Annotated in this window: 17 protein-coding genes; 9 read left to right on the top strand and 8 right to left on the bottom strand. The window is 56.4% G+C overall.

The features are described 5' to 3' along the window. Nucleotides 1–218: 218 nt before the first annotated feature. Nucleotides 219–842: a uridine kinase gene (udk, locus tag ORG26_RS09040; protein ID WP_266368588.1), complete on the top strand. Its 624-nt coding sequence runs from the start codon at nucleotides 219–221 to the stop codon at nucleotides 840–842. A gap of 1 nt (nucleotide 843) precedes the next feature. Here the strand turns inward: udk and ORG26_RS09035 are convergent, their stop codons facing one another. The 6 genes from ORG26_RS09035 to nadC form a co-directional block, all read right to left on the bottom strand. Continuing rightward, a complete protein-coding gene (locus tag ORG26_RS09035) occupies nucleotides 844–2,556 on the bottom strand; it encodes a hypothetical protein (protein WP_266368587.1) in 1,713 nt (570 codons plus the stop codon). A 48-nt stretch (nucleotides 2,557–2,604) separates the two neighbouring features. Further along, complete coding sequence (gene nadB / locus ORG26_RS09030) at nucleotides 2,605–4,197, bottom strand: L-aspartate oxidase (protein WP_266368585.1); 1,593 nt, start codon at nucleotides 4,195–4,197, stop codon at nucleotides 2,605–2,607. A 16-nt stretch (nucleotides 4,198–4,213) separates the two neighbouring features. Further along, a complete protein-coding gene (locus ORG26_RS09025; protein WP_266368583.1) occupies nucleotides 4,214–4,600 on the bottom strand; it encodes a type II toxin-antitoxin system VapC family toxin in 387 nt (128 codons plus the stop codon). After that, nucleotides 4,597–4,818 carry a hypothetical protein gene (locus tag ORG26_RS09020; protein ID WP_266368581.1) on the bottom strand — a complete coding sequence of 74 codons (222 nt, stop codon included), beginning with the start codon at nucleotides 4,816–4,818 and terminating at the stop codon, nucleotides 4,597–4,599. The genes ORG26_RS09025 and ORG26_RS09020 overlap by 4 nt, the downstream gene beginning before the upstream one ends. Nucleotides 4,819–4,834: 16 nt before the next feature. After that, complete coding sequence (nadA, locus tag ORG26_RS09015) at nucleotides 4,835–5,839, bottom strand: quinolinate synthase NadA (protein ID WP_266368580.1); 1,005 nt, start codon at nucleotides 5,837–5,839, stop codon at nucleotides 4,835–4,837. A gap of 164 nt (nucleotides 5,840–6,003) precedes the next feature. Continuing rightward, the gene (gene nadC / locus ORG26_RS09010; protein ID WP_266368578.1) at nucleotides 6,004–6,843 is read right to left on the bottom strand and encodes a carboxylating nicotinate-nucleotide diphosphorylase; all 840 of its coding nucleotides are present in this window, start codon (nucleotides 6,841–6,843) and stop codon (nucleotides 6,004–6,006) included. A gap of 194 nt (nucleotides 6,844–7,037) precedes the next feature. On the opposite strand from nadC, the gene ORG26_RS09005 reads away from it, so the two are divergent. From ORG26_RS09005 to ORG26_RS08975, 7 genes are all read left to right on the top strand, one after another. Further along, entirely contained in the window at nucleotides 7,038–7,409 is a 372-nt protein-coding gene (locus ORG26_RS09005; RefSeq protein WP_266368577.1) for a hypothetical protein, read from the top strand. Nucleotides 7,410–7,558: 149 nt separating this feature from the next. After that, the gene (gene secDF / locus ORG26_RS09000; protein WP_266368575.1) at nucleotides 7,559–10,531 is read left to right on the top strand and encodes a protein translocase subunit SecDF; all 2,973 of its coding nucleotides are present in this window, start codon (nucleotides 7,559–7,561) and stop codon (nucleotides 10,529–10,531) included. A 165-nt stretch (nucleotides 10,532–10,696) separates the two neighbouring features. Next, nucleotides 10,697–12,196, top strand: coding sequence for an APC family permease (locus tag ORG26_RS08995; RefSeq protein WP_266368574.1), 1,500 nt, complete (start codon nucleotides 10,697–10,699; stop codon nucleotides 12,194–12,196). 77 nt (nucleotides 12,197–12,273) lie between these two features. Next, nucleotides 12,274–12,876, top strand: coding sequence for a Crp/Fnr family transcriptional regulator (locus ORG26_RS08990; protein ID WP_266368573.1), 603 nt, complete (start codon nucleotides 12,274–12,276; stop codon nucleotides 12,874–12,876). 99 nt (nucleotides 12,877–12,975) lie between these two features. Continuing rightward, nucleotides 12,976–13,191 carry a YgaP family membrane protein gene (locus ORG26_RS08985; protein ID WP_266368571.1) on the top strand — a complete coding sequence of 72 codons (216 nt, stop codon included), beginning with the start codon at nucleotides 12,976–12,978 and terminating at the stop codon, nucleotides 13,189–13,191. 40 nt (nucleotides 13,192–13,231) lie between these two features. Further along, nucleotides 13,232–14,029, top strand: coding sequence for a sulfite exporter TauE/SafE family protein (locus tag ORG26_RS08980; protein WP_266368569.1), 798 nt, complete (start codon nucleotides 13,232–13,234; stop codon nucleotides 14,027–14,029). Next, a complete protein-coding gene (locus tag ORG26_RS08975) occupies nucleotides 14,026–15,432 on the top strand; it encodes an MBL fold metallo-hydrolase (protein ID WP_266368567.1) in 1,407 nt (468 codons plus the stop codon). The genes ORG26_RS08980 and ORG26_RS08975 overlap by 4 nt, the downstream gene beginning before the upstream one ends. A gap of 40 nt (nucleotides 15,433–15,472) precedes the next feature. On the opposite strand, the gene ORG26_RS08970 is transcribed toward ORG26_RS08975, so the two are convergent. Together ORG26_RS08970 and ORG26_RS08965 are read right to left on the bottom strand one after the other, a co-directional pair. Next, complete coding sequence (locus ORG26_RS08970) at nucleotides 15,473–15,808, bottom strand: hypothetical protein (protein WP_266368566.1); 336 nt, start codon at nucleotides 15,806–15,808, stop codon at nucleotides 15,473–15,475. Between the two features lie 229 nt (nucleotides 15,809–16,037). Next, the gene (locus ORG26_RS08965) at nucleotides 16,038–17,087 is read right to left on the bottom strand and encodes a pyruvate dehydrogenase complex E1 component subunit beta (RefSeq protein ID WP_323134395.1); all 1,050 of its coding nucleotides are present in this window, start codon (nucleotides 17,085–17,087) and stop codon (nucleotides 16,038–16,040) included. A gap of 139 nt (nucleotides 17,088–17,226) precedes the next feature. Here ORG26_RS08965 and ORG26_RS08960 point away from each other — a divergent pair, with 139 nt between their 5' ends. Then, complete coding sequence (locus ORG26_RS08960; protein ID WP_266368563.1) at nucleotides 17,227–17,748, top strand: hypothetical protein; 522 nt, start codon at nucleotides 17,227–17,229, stop codon at nucleotides 17,746–17,748. The last annotated feature ends 2 nt before the right edge of the window (nucleotides 17,749–17,750 follow it).

Genomic DNA, 17,750 nt, shown 5'->3' with positions numbered 1-17,750 from the left:
GAAAGTAGAAGGTTGAAGGTTGCTTCGCCTGAATCAGAAGTTTGTAGAGAGGCGGAGCCACGTTCAACCTTCAACCTTTTACTTTCAACGCCTCCACAAACCTTGTCGGGAATCGGGGCCGCCTTTTTTATGAAAATTTCGTTAAAAAGCGGCTGCCGACAAGCCCGCTGTTCTCCGGGACTTTCCCAAACGCCGTCGGTTTTTGTACCTTTGTGGCCATGACCACCAAACCGTATATTGTCGGCATCACCGGCGGAAGTGCATCCGGAAAGACTTCGTTTCTGAAAGACCTGCTCAATGCGTTCACGGAAGACGAAGTGTGTTTGATCTCGCAGGATAATTATTACCGTTCCCTGGACTGTATTCCCGTTGACGATAACGGCGTTCCTAACTTCGATTTGCCGGAAACGATTGACCACGAGCGCTTTGCCGAGCACATCCGGCAGCTGCACGCGGGGCATATCGTCGAAACGCTGGAATACACGTTCAACAATCCGAACGTCGTGCCGGCGGTGCTGACCTACCGCCCGACGCCCATCATCATCGTCGAGGGCATCTTCTCTTTTCACTTCCCGGAAGTAGCGAGCCAACTTGATCTAAAGGTATTTATTGCGGCCAAAAACAAAACCAAGCTCGAACGCCGCATCGTCCGAGACCAGTCGGAGCGGGGCATCGAACTGACGACCATTCTGTACCAGTGGAAAAACCACGTCCGGCCGACCTACCGGCAGTTTATCAAGCCCTACAAGGCCGAAGCGGACATTGTCATTCCGAACAACCAGCATTACCGCAAAGGGCTGGATGTGGTCGTGAGCTATCTGAAGTCAAAGCTGACCCGGTAAATCACCAGCTGATAAACCCGTCAAAAAGAACCGCTTCCGGCCGCGACCGGGCTGTTTCGGCGTACAGTAGCCCGACCCGGTAGCGTCCAGGAGGTAGGGTGCTGGTGGCAAACTTCGCCGAATAAATGCCGGAATAAACGCTGCCTTCCGTCAGCATTCGTCGGTAGGCGGCCCGCTGCGGGAGTCCACCGGTAAGGTACGTTTTGCCGGTACTCTGGTGAATCAGAGCAAAGAGGACTTCGTTGGTTAAAGCGCGGTGACGAAACTCGGTGATCGGCGCTTCGATGATCCGGTAAACATGCTCGCCTTCCCGAATGGTATAGGTTTTGGGCCTTACCGGAAGGAGTTTGGCCCTTTTCAGACTCTGGTCGGCCCCCGGTAGGTAATCGGGCAGGTGCCAGTATCCTTCCTGATAGGCCGGACGCAGGTAGTACTGGGCATTCGCATTGAACTGGAACGGGATACTGACCATGTGGAAATGGTGTTTCCAGTTGTAGGTGTCGGCCACGTACTGGCTTCGTTTCAGCAGAATGGCCCGCGTGTAATGAAGGAAGCACAGCCCATTGAAAAAAACGCATAGACACAGCAGCCCGGCGTACACGTAGTTTCTGTACGACCGTGCCGTTATCCGCAGAATCAGAAGGTAGGCCAGCGCGGAGCAGACGGCGGCATACAGCTTGAACCGGTTGGGAACAATGACTGTCTCCTGGGCCCGGAAAAAGGCAATCATGGAAACCGTCAGGAACAGAAACGTGAAATCGGCAAAGATGACGGAAGTGGCCGAAAGCGGTTTTTTCTCCCCGGCCAGACTCCGGTAAAAGTTGAGCAGGATGAACGGGGTAACACCGAGAAACAGGAGCAGGCCCCAGGCGATGGAAGCGACCGAAGACGAATCGCTGACAATCGTAAAATTGGCCCCGATCAGACCGAAGAAAAGGCTGAAGACCGAAAGCGCCCGGCGCGGACTCGATGCCTCCCCACTGAAGCTGTACCCCCAGAGATAGCCCAGCAGGCAGAGCAGCAGGGCCAGCAGCCAATAGCCGAACCACTGAAATTTCCGCCGGGAGGCAAGCAGATACAGCCCAATGCCAAAAGTGGTAATGCCGTTGCCATGCGTAAACGTGGACGCAACGGCCAGCAGCAGCGCAAGGACAAAGCCCGCCGTGCTTTCCGTTGAATACAGAATGCCCGAGATCAGCAAAGCGAACAGGCAGAGGGAAGTATGCTGCAGCCCCGTCAGCGCCCAGTTATTGACCTCGTGATATTGGAATTGTAAAAGCAGAAGCGGAACCGGAAGGAAATAAAAGAGCGGCAGCGAAAGGGCCTTGAATCGTTTGTAAAGCAGCAGCAGAATCAGCAGCACGTTCCCGTTGGCGAGAACGATGTAGGCTTTGAAATGCAGCCGCCCGTTGAGCAGGTAATCGACAAAGGCGACCAGGCGGGGAATGACAATCCGGTGGTCGTTGTCGGAAACAAAAAAAGAGTGAAGCACCTGAGCCGGAGCGTCCGCTTTCCGGATTTCGTAGATGAGCCGCAGCAGACTCGTGTCGTCCATGAACGGAAAGTCGACGGCAAACGTGTAGGCCTCGTAGAGGTAGGCGAGGCAGAAAGCAAGCAGAAAAGCACCCGGCAGGTAGTATGTAAATAGGATAATCCGTTCCGGTCGTTCCGCCGCCTTGGGACGACTGTCGACTACAGTTACCAGGTTATTCACGGAAGTACAGAGTTTGGTGGGTAGGACGAAGAGAATCAGGCCAGCGGTTTACTTCTGGCCCCTAATATTGTCAAGATTAAAATGAAGTCCACGATTCTCCCGTCTTGACATGGCTCCTTTTATTATAAGGTAGGCAACTTCGATCATATTTCGCAGTTCGCAGATGCGGACCGACACTTTCGACTGGCGGTACAACTCCTCGTGTTCCAGATAAATCAGCTCCAGACGGTCCATCGCCCGCTTCATCCGGCGGTTCGACCGGACGATTCCGACGTAGTTGGACATGATCGATTCCAGTTCGCGCTGCATTTCGGTGACCAGAATCAGTTCTTCCTGGTGGGTCGTTCCGGCATCGTTCCATTCCGGAATGTCGTTCGGCACCACCGTTTCGGGCAGTTCTTCGATGGTTTTCAGAAAAGCCCGGTGCCCGAAAACGACCGCTTCCAGCAGGGAGTTGGACGCCAGCCGGTTGGCACCGTGCAGACCCGTGCAGGAACATTCCCCGGCGGCGTAAAGGTAGTGGATGTTGGTCTGTCCCCACTCGTTGACCCGCACACCTCCGCACATGTAATGCTGGGCTGGCACCACGGGAATAAAATCTTTCCGGACATCGATGCCGAGGTTATCGTGGCAGTAGGCCGTAATGGTCGGGAAATGTTCGACAAAGCGCTCGTAGTCGCAGTGCGTCACGTCCAGATACACGTGCTGGTCGCCGGACTTTTTCATCTCGGAGTCGATGGCCCGGGCCACCACGTCGCGGGGAGCCAGCGAAAGCCGGGGGTCGTACTGTTCCATGAACGTCTCGCCCCGTTTGTTGCGCAGAATCCCGCCGAAGCCGCGGACGGCCTCCGAGATCAGAAAGTTGGGTTTCTTCCCCGGTTCGTACAGCGCCGTGGGGTGAAACTGGATGAACTCCATATCGCCGCAGATGGCTTTGGCGCGGTAAGCCATCGCAATGCCGTCGCCGGTGGCAATGGTCGGGTTGGTCGTGCTCTGGTAAATATTGCCGATGCCGCCCGTTGCCAGCAGGGTTGTCCGGGCCAGAAAACGCTCTACCCGGCCCGTCTGGGTATCGAGGACGTAGGCACCGAAGCACTGGTTGTCGGGGTCGTAGCGGTGAACCGTCTCGCCGAGGTGGTGCCGGGTAATGAGGTCAACGGCGTAATAATGGGTAAAAACTTCGATGGACTTCAGCGACTGCGCTTTTTCGAGCAGTGCGCGCTCGATTTCGGCCCCGGTAATGTCTTTGAAGTGCAGAATCCGGTGGTCGGAGTGGCCGCCTTCGCGGGCCAGGTCATAATCGCCGTCTTCCTCCCGGTCGAAGCGGGTGCCGTAGTCGATGAGCTCCCGGATGCGGTCGGGGGCCTCGCGGACGACGATTTCCACGATTTTCCGGTTGCTGAGGAAATCCCCGGCGATCATGGTGTCCTCGATGTGTTTTTCGAAGGAATCGTCTTCCGACCAGACGGCCGCAATGCCGCCCTGGGCGTACTTCGTATTCGTCTCGTCAGCCACCACTTTGGTAATGACCGCAATCCGGACCGGCTTTTGTTCCTGTTCAAAATGAATCGCCAGTTTGGTGGCGTACGTCAGGCCCGCGATGCCGGAGCCGATGACGAGGAAATCGTAATTATGGGGCATACTACCTGGTAGTCATTTAAAACCACTGAACCGGCGCGGCATACGTCGGAAAAACGGAATCTTTGCTTACGAGGGTCAGATTCTCAGTCATAGCCTGCGCAATCAACATTCTGTCGAACGGGTTCCGGTGGTGAAAAGGTAAGGTTTCAAGATACGAAATGTGATTTCCCTGGATGGGTATTGCAACAATAGAAAGCCTGAGCAACTCTCTTTCCACATCCTGTACGGAATGGGTCAGGGAAAGTTTGCCCAGGCTTTTTTTGATGGCGATCTCCCACAAACTGACAATGCTGAAAAACAACGCATTCTCCGGCTGCTTTAAGGCATGAAGAGTCGCGTCGGGAATCTGCGTTTCATCGTTTAATAGCCAGAGCAGTACGTGGGTGTCCAACAGATAATTCATGCGCTACATGTACTCGTTGAAGTCATCCAGTGGGGCGTCAAATCATCGGCCATATAAACCACCAGACCTTTCATGGTGCCAAACTGCCGCTCTTTTGATGGCCGAACAAGAGCAGTTTCTTCCTGCAAAACGCTTTGCAGCGTACGCTTTTCTTCGGCGGAGAGTTGCTTCACGGCTCGCACCAGTTGTTCAAAGCCAATCTGAACGGTCAATTCCATGCCCATTTCTGATTTATTACTTACTCAACTCCAGCATCCGGAGCACCGAGGCCTCAGCCTTCAGCCGCACGTCCTCGGGCACCTGAATTTCCGGCAGCTCGTAGTACAGGCAATTATACAGCTTTTCGAGCGTATTCATCTTCATGTACGGGCATTCCGAGCAGGCGCAGGTGTTGTTCTCCGAGGCCGGGGCCGGAATGATCTTCTTATGCGGAACGGCCTGCCGCATCTTGTGGAGAATGCCGGCTTCCGTCCCGACGATGAATACTTCGTCCGGCTGATCGACCACGTATTTCAGCAGGGCCGTCGTGGAGCCGACATAGTCCGCCTGGCTCAGGATATGTTCCTGGCATTCGGGGTGGGCAATGAATTTGGCTTCCGGGTATTTCTGCCGCAGGGCCGTCAGTTTCTCCTGCGAAATGTCGATGTGCACGATGCAGGCCCCGTCCCAGAGCACCATGTCGCGGCCCGTCTTGTTGATGATGAACCGGCCGAGGTTCGCATCCGGGGCGAAGATGATCTTCTGCTCGGCAGGCAGGCTTTCCACAATTTTTAGCGCGTTGGACGAGGTCACGATGATGTCCGACAGCGCCTTGATTTCCGCCGAGCAGTTGATGTACGACAGCACCATGTGGTCCGGGTACTTCGCCTTGAAGGCCGCAAACTGGTCCGCCGGAGCCGAATCGGCCAGCGAGCAGCCCGCGTTCGTATCCGGGATGACGACTTTCTTTTCGGGCGAAAGGATCTTGGCCGTTTCACCCATGAAGTGCACGCCGCAGAACACGATCATGTCGGCGTCGGTCGCGGCGGCCTGCTGCGAGAGGCCCAGGCTGTCGCCGATGTAGTCGGCCAGGTCCTGGATGTCGCCATCGACGTAATAGTGGGCGAGGATCACGGCGTTCTTCTCTTCTTTCATCCGCAGGATTTCGTCCATCAACACTTGTTTATCTTTCGGCGTCGAGCGGCTGACGTAGCCGATCTGCCGCACTTCGTCTTCTAAACTGATAGGAATTGTTGCCATGTTTTAGTAACAAAAAATGGTGGCAAAAAATCTTAAACCAACCACAGAGTTGCGCGGAGTTGTGACGCAGAGTTGCACGGAGTTTTTATTTTTAATTAAACTCTGTGATCCTCTGCGGCCCGCCGCTGCGGTGCCAAAACTCCGTGCAACTCTGTGGTTAAAAATCAATACGCTTTCAAACTTAAATCCAGACTCTTGACCTGGTGCGTCAGCGCGCCGGACGAAATGTAATCCACCCCCGTGACGGCGTATTCGCGCAGGTTATGTTCGTTGATGCCCCCCGAGGCTTCCGTCACCAGCCGCCCGTCGATGAGTTCGACCATTTCCTCCAGCTCGGTGGGGCGGAAGTTGTCGAGCAGAATCCGGCTGACGTGGCCCTGTCCGATGCGCAGCAGTTCCTCCACTTCGGCCCGGTTGCGCGTCTCGACCTCGATTTCCAGGGAACGACCCGTCTCCTGCAGGTATTGTACGGCCTGCGAAACCGCCGCTTCGATGCCGCCGGCGTAGTCGATATGATTGTCCTTGATCAGGATCATGTCGTACAGCCCGAACCGGTGATTGACCGCGCCGCCGATCCGGGTCGCCATTTTCTCGCAGATGCGGAAGTTCGGCGTTGTTTTGCGGGTATCGAGCAGTTTGCATTTCGTGCCTTCCAGCAGGGCGACCATCGCGTGGGTGTGCGTGGCGATGCCGCTCATGCGCTGCATGCAGTTCAGCACCAGGCGCTCGGCGGTGAGGATGTTCCGGGCGTTGCCGCTGACGGTCAGCACAATGTCGCCGTAGTGAATGGTGTCGCCGTCGTGTTTGTAAACGTGCACCTCAAACGTCGGGTCCACTTCCTGAAAGATGGCCTGCGCCACTTCGACGCCCGCCAGCAGGCCGTCCTGTTTGACAAGCAGACGGGCCCGGCGCCGGGCATCGGCCGGAATGGTGGACAGAGAGGTATGGTCGCCATCCCCGATGTCCTCGGCCAGCGCGAGTTTTATGAATTCCTGTAAGGTCATGTCAAAAAATTTGCGGCGAAAGTTACGTCAATTGGTATGTAAACAAAATAGAAGGTCTTTTGGCTTAACGGGAAGTTGTTTCATTAAGACCTCATTAAAGCTGGGCAAAAGAGCCCGGACGCGGAAACCTGTTTGGGAAATGACTTGTTTTGCTGGAGAATTTGTACGAAATTCGCAAACTCTAAAATAAATCCATGAAGCAACGGCCGTCCGACATAATCCGTTATCTGAGCCTGTTTCTGACGGGTCTGCTCCTGCTGCTGGCGGCGGGCGGTCCGGCACTGACGGGCGCCGGGGCGGTTGCCAAACCGGTTGTTGCCAAGGAACAGAAAGCGGGCAAGCCGGTCCAGATGCCGGAAACGATTGTCAAGGGCGCCAGCTTCGAGGCCGTCGTCACGCCCGCCGCGTCGTTCGACTTTGCGCAGGCCGTGTACCTGCTTCCTCCGGTCGTGCAGCTTCTTGTGCCCGAGCAGCCCAAAATCACGCGGGCGTTCGAGGTTCCGTACTTCTATTTCTCGTACTTCCGACACGTTTTCGGGCATCATATTGCCGCCAACGCGCCCTAACGGAATCACGGGCGGCTCGCCGCCGCGGCTGAAGCCCGCATTCTCCTTTCATCACTTCCATTTCGTACTGATAGGTTTCTGCCTACAGGCACTGCTTTTTACATTCTATTTTATTTAAATCTTCACGGGCTAACGTCCGTGGTACATTTATGCAAAACAAAACCGGAATAGTAATCCTGACCGGGGTAATCGCAGCCATCTGCATTTACTTCCTGTCGTTTACGTTCGTGTCCCGCAGCATCAAGCAGGACGCCGAAAATTACGCCTCCGTCAACGGGAAAGTGGACTTCACCCGGCAGCAGCGGTATATTGATTCGCTCTGGAAAGAGCCCGTTTACCTCGGTAGCACGCTGAAAGAAGTGACCGAGCGCGAACTGGGTCTGGGTCTTGACCTCCAGGGCGGGATGCACGTAGTGCTCGAAGTGGCTCCGGCCGACATCGTGCGGGGTCTGGCCGGTGGGTCGCGTGACCCCAAGCTGAACGATGCCCTCCGCAAAGCCAGCACCGCCTCGAAGACGAGCCAGTCGAGCTACGTGGACCTGTTCATCGACGCTTACAAGGACTCCGCGCCGGGTTCGCGCCTGGCCGATGTGTTTGCCAACAGCGCCAACCGGGGTCGCATCAGCCGCCAGTCGTCCGACGCGGAAGTGCGCCAGATGCTGAATCAGGAAGTCGAAGGAGCCATCGGCCGGGCTTTCCAGATCATTCAGGCGCGTGTCGATAAATTCGGCGTTGCCAACCCGAACATCCAGCGTCTGCCGGGCACCAACCGCATCCTGATCGAACTGCCGGGCGTAGACAACCCCGAGCGGGTGCGCCGCCTGCTGTCCGGAGCGGCCAAACTGGAATTTGCGGAAGTTTACCTGCTGAACGACGTAGCGGCGGGCCTCGACCAGCTGGGCGCGTACCTGGTGCAGGAAGAAGCCACCCGTAAAGCGGCCGCCAAAGCGACGCCGGCGACGGCTGCTGCCGATACCGCCAAAAAAGGAGCTTCCAGCCTCGAAGCCCAGCTGGCTCAGCGCAACCAGATTGCCAAAGGCGATTCGGCCAAGAACGATACCACGGCTCAGGCCGCCCAGAATGCCGCTTTGACGCAGCTGTTCGTGCCCATTTCGCAGAACCAGCTTGGCGTTTTCCTGAAAGATACGGGCCGTGCCAACGAAATCCTGAATCGTCCGGAAGTTAGAGCCATGTTCCCGGCGGATGCCGCCATCACCTGGGATCGCAAGCCGATGGCCGGAACCGACGGCAAGGAAATTCTGCCGCTGTACTTTATCCGCAAGCCGGGTGCCAGGGCTCCGCTGGAAGGCGACGTGATCGTGGACGCGTCCAGCGACTACGACGACCGCGGCCGTCCGGAAGTGACGATGCGCATGAACGCCGAAGGTGCCCGCAAATGGCGTACGCTGACGGCCAACAATATTGGTCGTCCGGTAGCGATCATTCTCGACAACTACGTGTACACGGCTCCGACCGTGCAGAACGAAATTCCGAACGGCTCTTCGAGCATCACGGGTAACTTTACGGTGGAAGAAACGAAGGACATGTCCAACGTCCTGAAAGCCGGTAAACTGCCCGCCCCGACCAACATTGTGGAAGAAGCGGTTGTTGGTGCTACGCTGGGTTCTGAGGCGGTCAACGCCGGGGTAATGTCGTCGCTGGTCGGTCTGGCGATCGTACTGGTGTTCGTGGTGCTCTACTACGGCACGGCCGGTTTCATTGCCGATTTGGCCCTGTTTGTGAACCTGTTCTTCCTGATGGGCGTCATGGCCTCGCTGGGTGCGGTACTCACCATGCCGGGTATTGCCGGTATCGTCCTGACGATCGGTATGGCCGTTGACGCCAACGTTCTGATTTTCGAACGGATCAAGGAAGAGCTGGCGCTGGGCAAGCCGTTCAAGCAGGCCATTTCGGACGGTTTCAGCAACGCGTATTCGTCCATCATCGACTCCAACGTAACGACGTTGCTGACGGGTGTGATCCTGTTCATCTTCGGTACGGGTCTGATCCTGGGCTTTGCCACGACGCTGGTCATCGGTATTCTGACGTCCCTGTTTGCGGCCATTTTCATTACGCGGATCATCCTCGAATCGTACGTGAAAAACGGCAAAACGCTGGCGTTCGGCTCGACCTGGTCGAAGAACCTCTTCAAAGATTCGGCCTTCGATTTCGTCTCGCGCCGCAAGCTGTACTATACCATTTCGTCCGTCATCATCGGAGCCGGGATTGTTTCTGTCCTGATCAAAGGCTTCGGGCTGGGCGTTGACTTCAAAGGTGGCCGCTCGTATGTGGTTCGTTTTGAACAGACCGTCAGCACCGACGACGTGCGCGAAGCTCTGACGCAGGAACTGGGCCAGGCTCCGGAAGTGAAAACCTACGGGGGATCGAACCAGGTGCGCGTTACGACGAGCTATCTGGCCGAGGAAACCTCTCCGGAGGCCGACAAGCAGGCGGAATCAAAAATCAATTCCGGTCTTGCCAAAGTGACGGGCAACAAAGGCTCTATCGAAAGCTCGCAGAAAGTAGGTCCGACGATTGCCAACGACCTGATCTACTCGGCCGGCTGGTCGATTCTGCTGGCGGTTGCGGTGGTGTTTGGCTACATCCTGATCCGGTTTAAGAAACTCGCTTTCGGCTACGGTGCCGTGGTGGCCCTGTTCCACGACGTTCTCGTGATTCTGGCTATCTTCTCCATCGGAAACGGGTTCCTGCCGTTCTCGCTCGATATTGACCAGGCATTTGTGGGTGCCCTGCTGACGATCATGGGTTATTCGATGAACGACACCGTCGTTGTCTTTGACCGCGTTCGGGAGTATCTGAACGAAAACAAGGGCAAGAAGGAAAGCATCCCGACCATCATCAACAACGCCCTGAACTCGACGCTGAGCCGTACGGCCGTGACGGGTATCTCGACGATGCTGGTGCTGATCGTGCTGTTCATCTTCGGCGGCGAAACCATCCGGGGCTTCTCGTTCGCGATGCTGATCGGGGTTATTGTCGGTACGTACTCGTCCCTGTTCGTCGCGACGCCCATCGTGGTCGATGCCCTGAGCCGCGACCAGGACAATGAGACGCCGGTAACGCCGGAAGTCGTGAAAGGCGCGAAGCCTGCGAAGGCATAAGGAATGATTGATAGGTTGAGTGATTGAATGATTGACCGGCTTTGCCACATTGAATCAGTCATTCAATCATTCAACCTATCAATCATTTTTTTCGTACCTTACTCATAAAATCGCAAAACGCTGTTTCGTTATACGTACACTTTACCTCCTTATTACACTTCCTGCATGGAAACAAAGACCCAAGTAAGAGACACCAGTGTCTGGCGTAAAAAGCCTCTGTCCGCTTATGAAGCGGATATGAAAAAAAGCGAACTAAAACGCGTCCTGAGCCGTTGGGGGCTGACCTCACTGGGCATTGGGGCCGTTATCGGGGGCGGGATTTTTGTACTGACGGGGATTGCCGCCCACGACTGGGCAGGTCCGGCGCTGGCGCTCTCGTTTGTTCTGGCCGGTGTTGCCTGTACGTTCGCTGCGCTCTGCTACGCCGAGTTTGCCTCCATTCTGCCGGTAGAAGGCTCCGCATATGCCTATTCCTATGGTACAGTAGGCGAGTTGTTCGCCTGGCTGATCGGCTGGAATCTTATTCTGGAATACATGATGGGCGCCACAACGGTTGCCGTAAGCTGGTCGGGCTATTTCGAAAAGCTGATGCACCTCTTCAACATTCACCCGCCGCTCTGGCTGATGAATGACCCGGTAACGGCCCAGGAAAAAGCCGAAAAGCTGCGTGCGGCCGGGGAGGCCATTCCCGAGTTCACCTTTGCCATGAACCTGCCGGCCTTCCTGATCGTGCTCGTCGTTACCTACATCCTCGTCAAAGGGATTAAGGAAGCCGCCAGCACCAACAACCTGATCGTGATTATGAAGGTGGCCGCCGTGATTTTTGTCATCATCGTGGGCGCTTTTTACGTAGACACGGCCAACTGGACGCCGTTCATCCCCGAGCCGGTGATCGACAACAGCGGCCAGCAGCACTACGGCTTCAACGGCATCGTGACGGCAGCATCCATCGTGTTCTTTGCCTACATCGGTTTTGACGCCGTTTCGACCCAGGCCGGTGAGGCGATCAACCCGCGTAAGGACGTACCATTCGCCATTATCGCTTCGCTCATCATCTGTACCGTTCTGTACATCCTCGTTTCGCTGGTGCTGACGGGTATGGTGCGCTTCGACAACCTTGACCTCAAAGCTCCCGTCGCACAGGCATTTGCTGACCAGGGGCTGACCTGGGCCGTGTACATCATCACCATCGCGGCCATCGCCGGTCTGACCTCTGTAATGCTCGTGATGATGCTGGGCCAGACGCGGATCTTCCTGGGCATGGCCAAAGACGGTCTGCTGCCGAAGGGCCTGTTCGCCTCCATTCACCCGACGTTCAAAACGCCGTATAAGAGCACCATTCTGGTAGGAATCATCGTTGCGATTGTCGCGGCGCTGACGCCGATTGACAAGGTTTCCGAACTTTGCAGCTCAGGGACCCTGCTGGCTTTTGCCATGATCTGCGGTGCCGTGTGGCTATTGCGCGTCCGCGAGCCGAACCTCGAACGGCCGTACAAAACGCCCGCCCTGCCGGTAATCGCCACGCTGGGTATCTGCGCAAACCTGTACCTGATGTACAACCTGCGGACCGACACGAAAATCTCGTTCGTGATCTGGTGTGGACTGGGATTGATCGTGTACTTCCTCTATAGCCGGAGACACAGTAACCTGAACAAGCCGGAGTAAGCAATTTAACGCTGGAGTTTATGTTTAGGGTTTATGGTTCGGCCTCGTCTGACTGTAAACCCTAAATTTTTTTACCCATGACCACCGCCCTGCCCCAAGACCTCAGTACCCTGCTGAAACAACACGGACAGCTTCGCACCTTTGCGGAAGGCGAAACGCTCGTGCGCCTCGGCGACCCAATGCCGTTTGTTCCGGTAGTCCTGAAAGGCTCAATCCGTATCCTGACCGAAGACTCCGAAGGCCGCGAAATGCTGCTGTATTACCTCCGCCCCGGCGAATCGTGCGTGGCCACACTGCTCAGCGGCGAACCCCTCAGCACCGTAAAAGCCGTGGCCGAGGAAAATACAGACGTCGTATTCATCAACCGCGAACTGGCCAGAAACTGGGTTCTGCACAACCCGACGTGGAATGCGTTTGTGCTGTCGCTCTACCAGAAACGGATGGACGAACTGTTGCAGACGGTCAACGAGATCGCCTTTCGGAAGGTGGACGAACGGCTGGTCGAAGCCCTTCGGAAACACGCCGCCCATTCGGGTTCGGCCATTCTTTACCTGACCCACCAGCAACTCGCCGACGAACTGGGCACCGCCCGGGAGGTGGTTTCCCGCCTGCTGAAAAAGCTGGAAATCGACGGCAGAATCGAACTCCAGCGGGGTAAAATCAAGCTTACCGGCCTGTAGTGGCGGCCTCGTTCTTCTCTTCGCCAGTGTGACCCCGGTCACAGACAGCCGCCCCGGGAACCGATACTTTTGTAACAGTTTCAGAACCAAACTATCGCCATGAACCTGTTGCGCAAAAACGTCGGCCTGACCGACCGCCTTCTCCGGCTGATGCTGGCCCTGCTGATCGGGGCCGCTGGCATGTATTACCAGAACTGGCTGGGCATCCTGGCCCTCGTTCCGTTGCTGACGGCGCTGGTCGGCTTCTGCCCGCTGTACACGCTCTTTGGTATCAACACCTGCCCGTTCAGGCCTAAAGCCGGTTCAAATCGGTAAAAGGCTGGTGGCTTCAGCAGGTTTTCTTTAATTTGTCGGCATGACAGCTTCTGAATGGCTTGGCTACGGAGCGGCCGTGCTGGCGGGAATGGTCATTGGGCTGGCGGGCGGCGGCGGCTCCATCATGACGGTGCCCATTTTCGTTTATCTGTTCGGGATTGCGCCGCTGCTGGCAACCACCTATTCTCTTTTTGTCGTAAGCGTGACCTCAATGGTCGGCTCCGTGAGTCACCTGCTGCACCGGCGGGTCGATCTGCGCGTAACGGCGGCGTTTGCCCTGCCTTCCTTCGTGTCCGTCTACCTGGCACGGCGGTTTCTGGTGCCGGCGCTGCCCGATCCGATCGTCAGTTACGACTCGTATTCGCTGCCGAAGGAAAAAGCGATTCTGTACTTTTTTTCAATTGTGATGCTGCTGGCCGCCCGGGCCATGATCCGGCACCAGCAGCCCGAACAGGGAGAAGCCGCCGACGGACGCCCTCGGTACGCAACCCTCTCGCTCGACGGGCTGGCCGTGGGGCTGCTGACGGGCACCATCGGGGCGGGCGGCGGCTTCCTGATCGTGCCGATGCTGGTGCTGCTGGCCGGAATGCCCATGCAGCGGGCGGTGGCTACTTCGGTGGTGATTATTGCCGTCAACTCACTGATTGGGTTTCTGGGCGATCTGCATCATACCGAAATGGCCTGGAATTTCCTGCTGCCCTTCACCGGATTGTCCATTGCCGGAATCTTTGTTGGACTGGCCATCAATCGGTTTATCCCGCCTGCGAAACTAAAAAAGGCGTTTGGCTGGTTTGTGGGAATAGTGGCGATTTACATGCTGGTTAAAGAAATATTATGAAAATCGAACAAATCTACACCGGCTGCCTGGCGCAGGGAGCCTACTATATCGAAAGCCGTGGCGAAGCGGCGGTGATCGACCCGCTGCGCGAAACCGGCCCCTACGTTCGCAAGGCCGAACAGGATGGGGCCCAAATCAAGTACGTCTTCGAAACCCACTTCCACGCCGACTTTGTGTCGGGACATATCGACCTGGCTCAGAAAACCGGCGCTACCATCGTCTACGGCCCCAACGCCCGGACCAATTTTGAAGCCCACGTCGCGGCCGACGGCGAAGAATTCACCATCGGCGACGTGCGCCTGAAGGTGCTGCATACGCCCGGCCACACGCTCGAATCGACCACGTACCTGCTCATCGACGGAACCGGACGGGACCGGGCCATCTTCACGGGAGACACGCTTTTCATCGGCGACGTCGGCCGTCCGGACCTCGCCATCAAGGCCGACCTGACCGAGCACGATCTGGCCGGGATGCTGTACGACAGCCTGCACCGCAAAATCATGCCGCTTGCCAACGACGTGATTGTCTATCCCGGTCACGGTGCGGGTTCGGCCTGCGGCAAAAACATGAGCAAGGAAACCACCGATACGCTGGGCAACCAGAAACTTTTCAACTATGCCCTTCAGGCGAAAACTAAGGAAGAGTTCATCGAGAAAGTCCTCGACGGGCTTAGCCAGCCACCGGCGTATTTTGCCAAGAATGCGATGATGAACAAGTCGGGCTATGACTCGATCGATACCGTTATGGAGCGGGGCACGCAGGCGCTGTCGCCCGAGGCGTTTGAGGCGGCTGTCAACGAAGTGGAAGCGCTCGTGCTGGACGTCCGCGAGGCCCAGGAATTTGCCGGGGGCTTAGTTCCCAATTCCATCAACATCGGGCTGAACGGGCAGTTTGCGCCCTGGGTGGGGGCTTTGATTCCGGATCTGAAGCAGCCGATAGCGCTGATAACGCCCGTTGGAAAAGAAGAAGAAACGGTGCTTCGGCTCGCCCGCGTGGGCTACGACCACTGCATCGGCTATCTGGAAGGCGGTTTTGAAAGCTGGAAAGCGGCCGGGAAAGAAGTGGATACGGTAGAATCCGTCCCGGCGGAGGAACTGGCCCGCCGCCTGGCCGAAGACCCCGCTCTGACGGTCGTCGATGTCCGCCGCCCGGCGGAGTACGAGGCCGAGCATGTCGCCTGCGCCGAAAACGTTCCGCTGGATTACCTCAACGACCACATGGCCGAAATTCCCCGTGATAAGCCGGTCTATCTCCACTGCGCCGGGGGCTACCGGTCGATGGTGGCGGCTTCTATTCTGAAAGCCCGCGGCTTTGACAACGTCATCGACGTAGCGGGCGGCTTCGGAGCCATTAAAGGTCTGGTGCCGACGACGGACTTCGTCTGTCAGTCGAAACAGAAATAACCTTCACAAAGCCAGCCTGACTGCCGTAAGGTGGTCGGGTTTATTTTTTGCGCGTCGGCTCCGAAGGCCGCTCGTCGATGCCCATCGTCGTCAGGACGGGGTTGAGGGTTCGGGGCGTAATCCGGATGCGGAAGACGCGCGCACCCGCCACGTCGAAATCGCAATGATAACTGCCCCGCTGCTTCAGCGACCGGTAAACCGCGGTATAATTGACCTTAGGCGGCCAGCCGTTCAGGGCGAGGTGATTGGTAATGTTTTCCACGGCTTTGGTAAGGTTCGAGAAATACACCACAAACGGCTCCCGCTGCCGCAGCGTATTGAGCGAACCAATGTACTGGACCGTTACTTCATAAATGGTTTGTGCCTGACTCCGCATACTTTGTAAAACCCAGAACTTTGTAATAAACGATTCTGAAAAACTATGCACTAATTTTTCAAAGTGCAAACTAAAATTAGTCTGGTGCCGTTTATATAGTGTGTTTCGCAACAAAGTAAAAGCACCGGCAAGTCAGAGGCCGGTGCTTCTTTTTTTGATAAGTGCCTGAAAAGCAAAAAAGCCGGATTTGCGTCCGGCTTTTTTGCATAATTGAAAATTCGCTCAAAAATTATTTCCGGTACATCACCGTTTCTACGGCCTGTAGCGTCCGTTTTACGTTCGGCAGGATGGCTTCGATGAGCGTCGGCGCGTACGGCAGCGGCAGGTCGAGGCTGTTCACGCGGATTACCGGTGAATCCAGGTAGTCGAACGCATTGCGCTGGATGTTGTAGGTCAGTTCTGACGAAATCGCCGCCAGGGGCCACGCTTCTTCCACGATCACGCAGCGGTTGGTTTTCTTCACCGAATTGATGACCGTCGCGTAGTCGATCGGACGAACCGAACGCAGGTCGATGACCTCGGCCGAAACGCCGTTTTTCGCCAGTTCGTCGGCGGCCTGGTGGGCCACTTTCATCATTTTACCGAACGAGATCAGGGTCACGTCGTTGCCCTCGCGGGTGATGTTGGCTTTGCCGATGGGAATTAGGTATTCTTCTTCCGGCACCTGCCCTTTGTCGCCGTACATCAGCTCCGACTCCATGAAGATAACGGGGTCGTTGTCGCGGATGGACGATTTCAGCAGCCCTTTGGCATCGTAGGGATTCGACGGAACCACCACTTTCAAACCCGGCGTGTTGGCAAACCAGTTCTCGAAGTTCTGCGAGTGCTGCGACGACAGCATCCCGGCGTTGCCCGTCGGTCCGCGGAACACGATGGGGCAGGAGTACTGTCCGCCCGACATCGACATGATTTTCGCTGCCGAGTTGATGACCTGGTCGATCGCCACCAGCGAGAAGTTGAACGTCATAAACTCAATGATCGGCCGCAGTCCGTTCATGGCCGACCCAACGCCGATCCCGGCGAAACCCAGCTCGGCAATCGGCGTATCGATGACCCGGTCCGCACCGAATTCGTCGAGCATTCCCTGACTGACCTTATAAGCCCCGTTGTACTCAGCGACTTCCTCACCCATCAGGTAAACCAGCGGGTCGCGGCGCATTTCTTCCGACATGGCCTCACGCAGCGCCTCCCGGAATTGTATTTCTCTCATCGTATGTGAGTTAGAAGTGGTCTGGTCTAAAAAACGGTCAAAATTAGGGAAAAAGCGTTTACGGTACAATTTGGAAGTCCTTTAAAGAAAGGGTCAGTGAAGGATGAGCGGGCGCAAAAGAGCCGGTTTGGGAATTTTGACAAAAAACGGAGCCGTTCGCCAAAGCCGTTTACTTGCGTTCTGCTGCTTAAGCACTAACTTTAAGGGTATGAAGTACAGCAAACTTTTTTTTCTTATGACGTTTGCCGTGGCGACCCTGTTCACACGGTCAGTCTTTGCCCAGTATTATCCCGGCGGCATGGGAGGCATGCGCCAGCCGGGCATGAACAGCCTGCCGCAGGCGGGTTCGTCGCGCCCGATGATTCCCAACATCGCCGGAGAACTGGCGACTAAGGAAACCAAGTGGCTCAAAGACAACCTCGCCCTCGACAAGGAGCAGGCGAAGGCGGTCAAGAAGCTGAACGGAGATTATGCCGACCAGCAGCAGGCCGCCATCAAAGACATCATCGGACCCAGCGGCCAGCCCGGCCCCGACGCCCGCAAGCAGATTCAGGACATGATGATGATGCTCAACGAGGAAAAGGAAGACAAGCTGAAAGGCATCCTGACGGCCGAGCAGTGGAAGCTTTACCAGACCAAGAAACCCGAAATGCAGCGCGAAGTGGGTGGCTTCCGGCCCCCCGCTCCGAAGGAATTCCAGGCCAAACCGGACTCGGCCGCCCGGCAGTAACC

Origin of the sequence: Tellurirhabdus rosea, assembly GCF_026278345.1 — a bacterium.
In the GTDB taxonomy this organism is placed as follows: domain Bacteria; phylum Bacteroidota; class Bacteroidia; order Cytophagales; family Spirosomataceae; genus Tellurirhabdus; species Tellurirhabdus rosea.
Note: the sequence above shows the minus strand (reverse complement) of the source record. Positions and strands in the feature narration are given on the sequence as shown.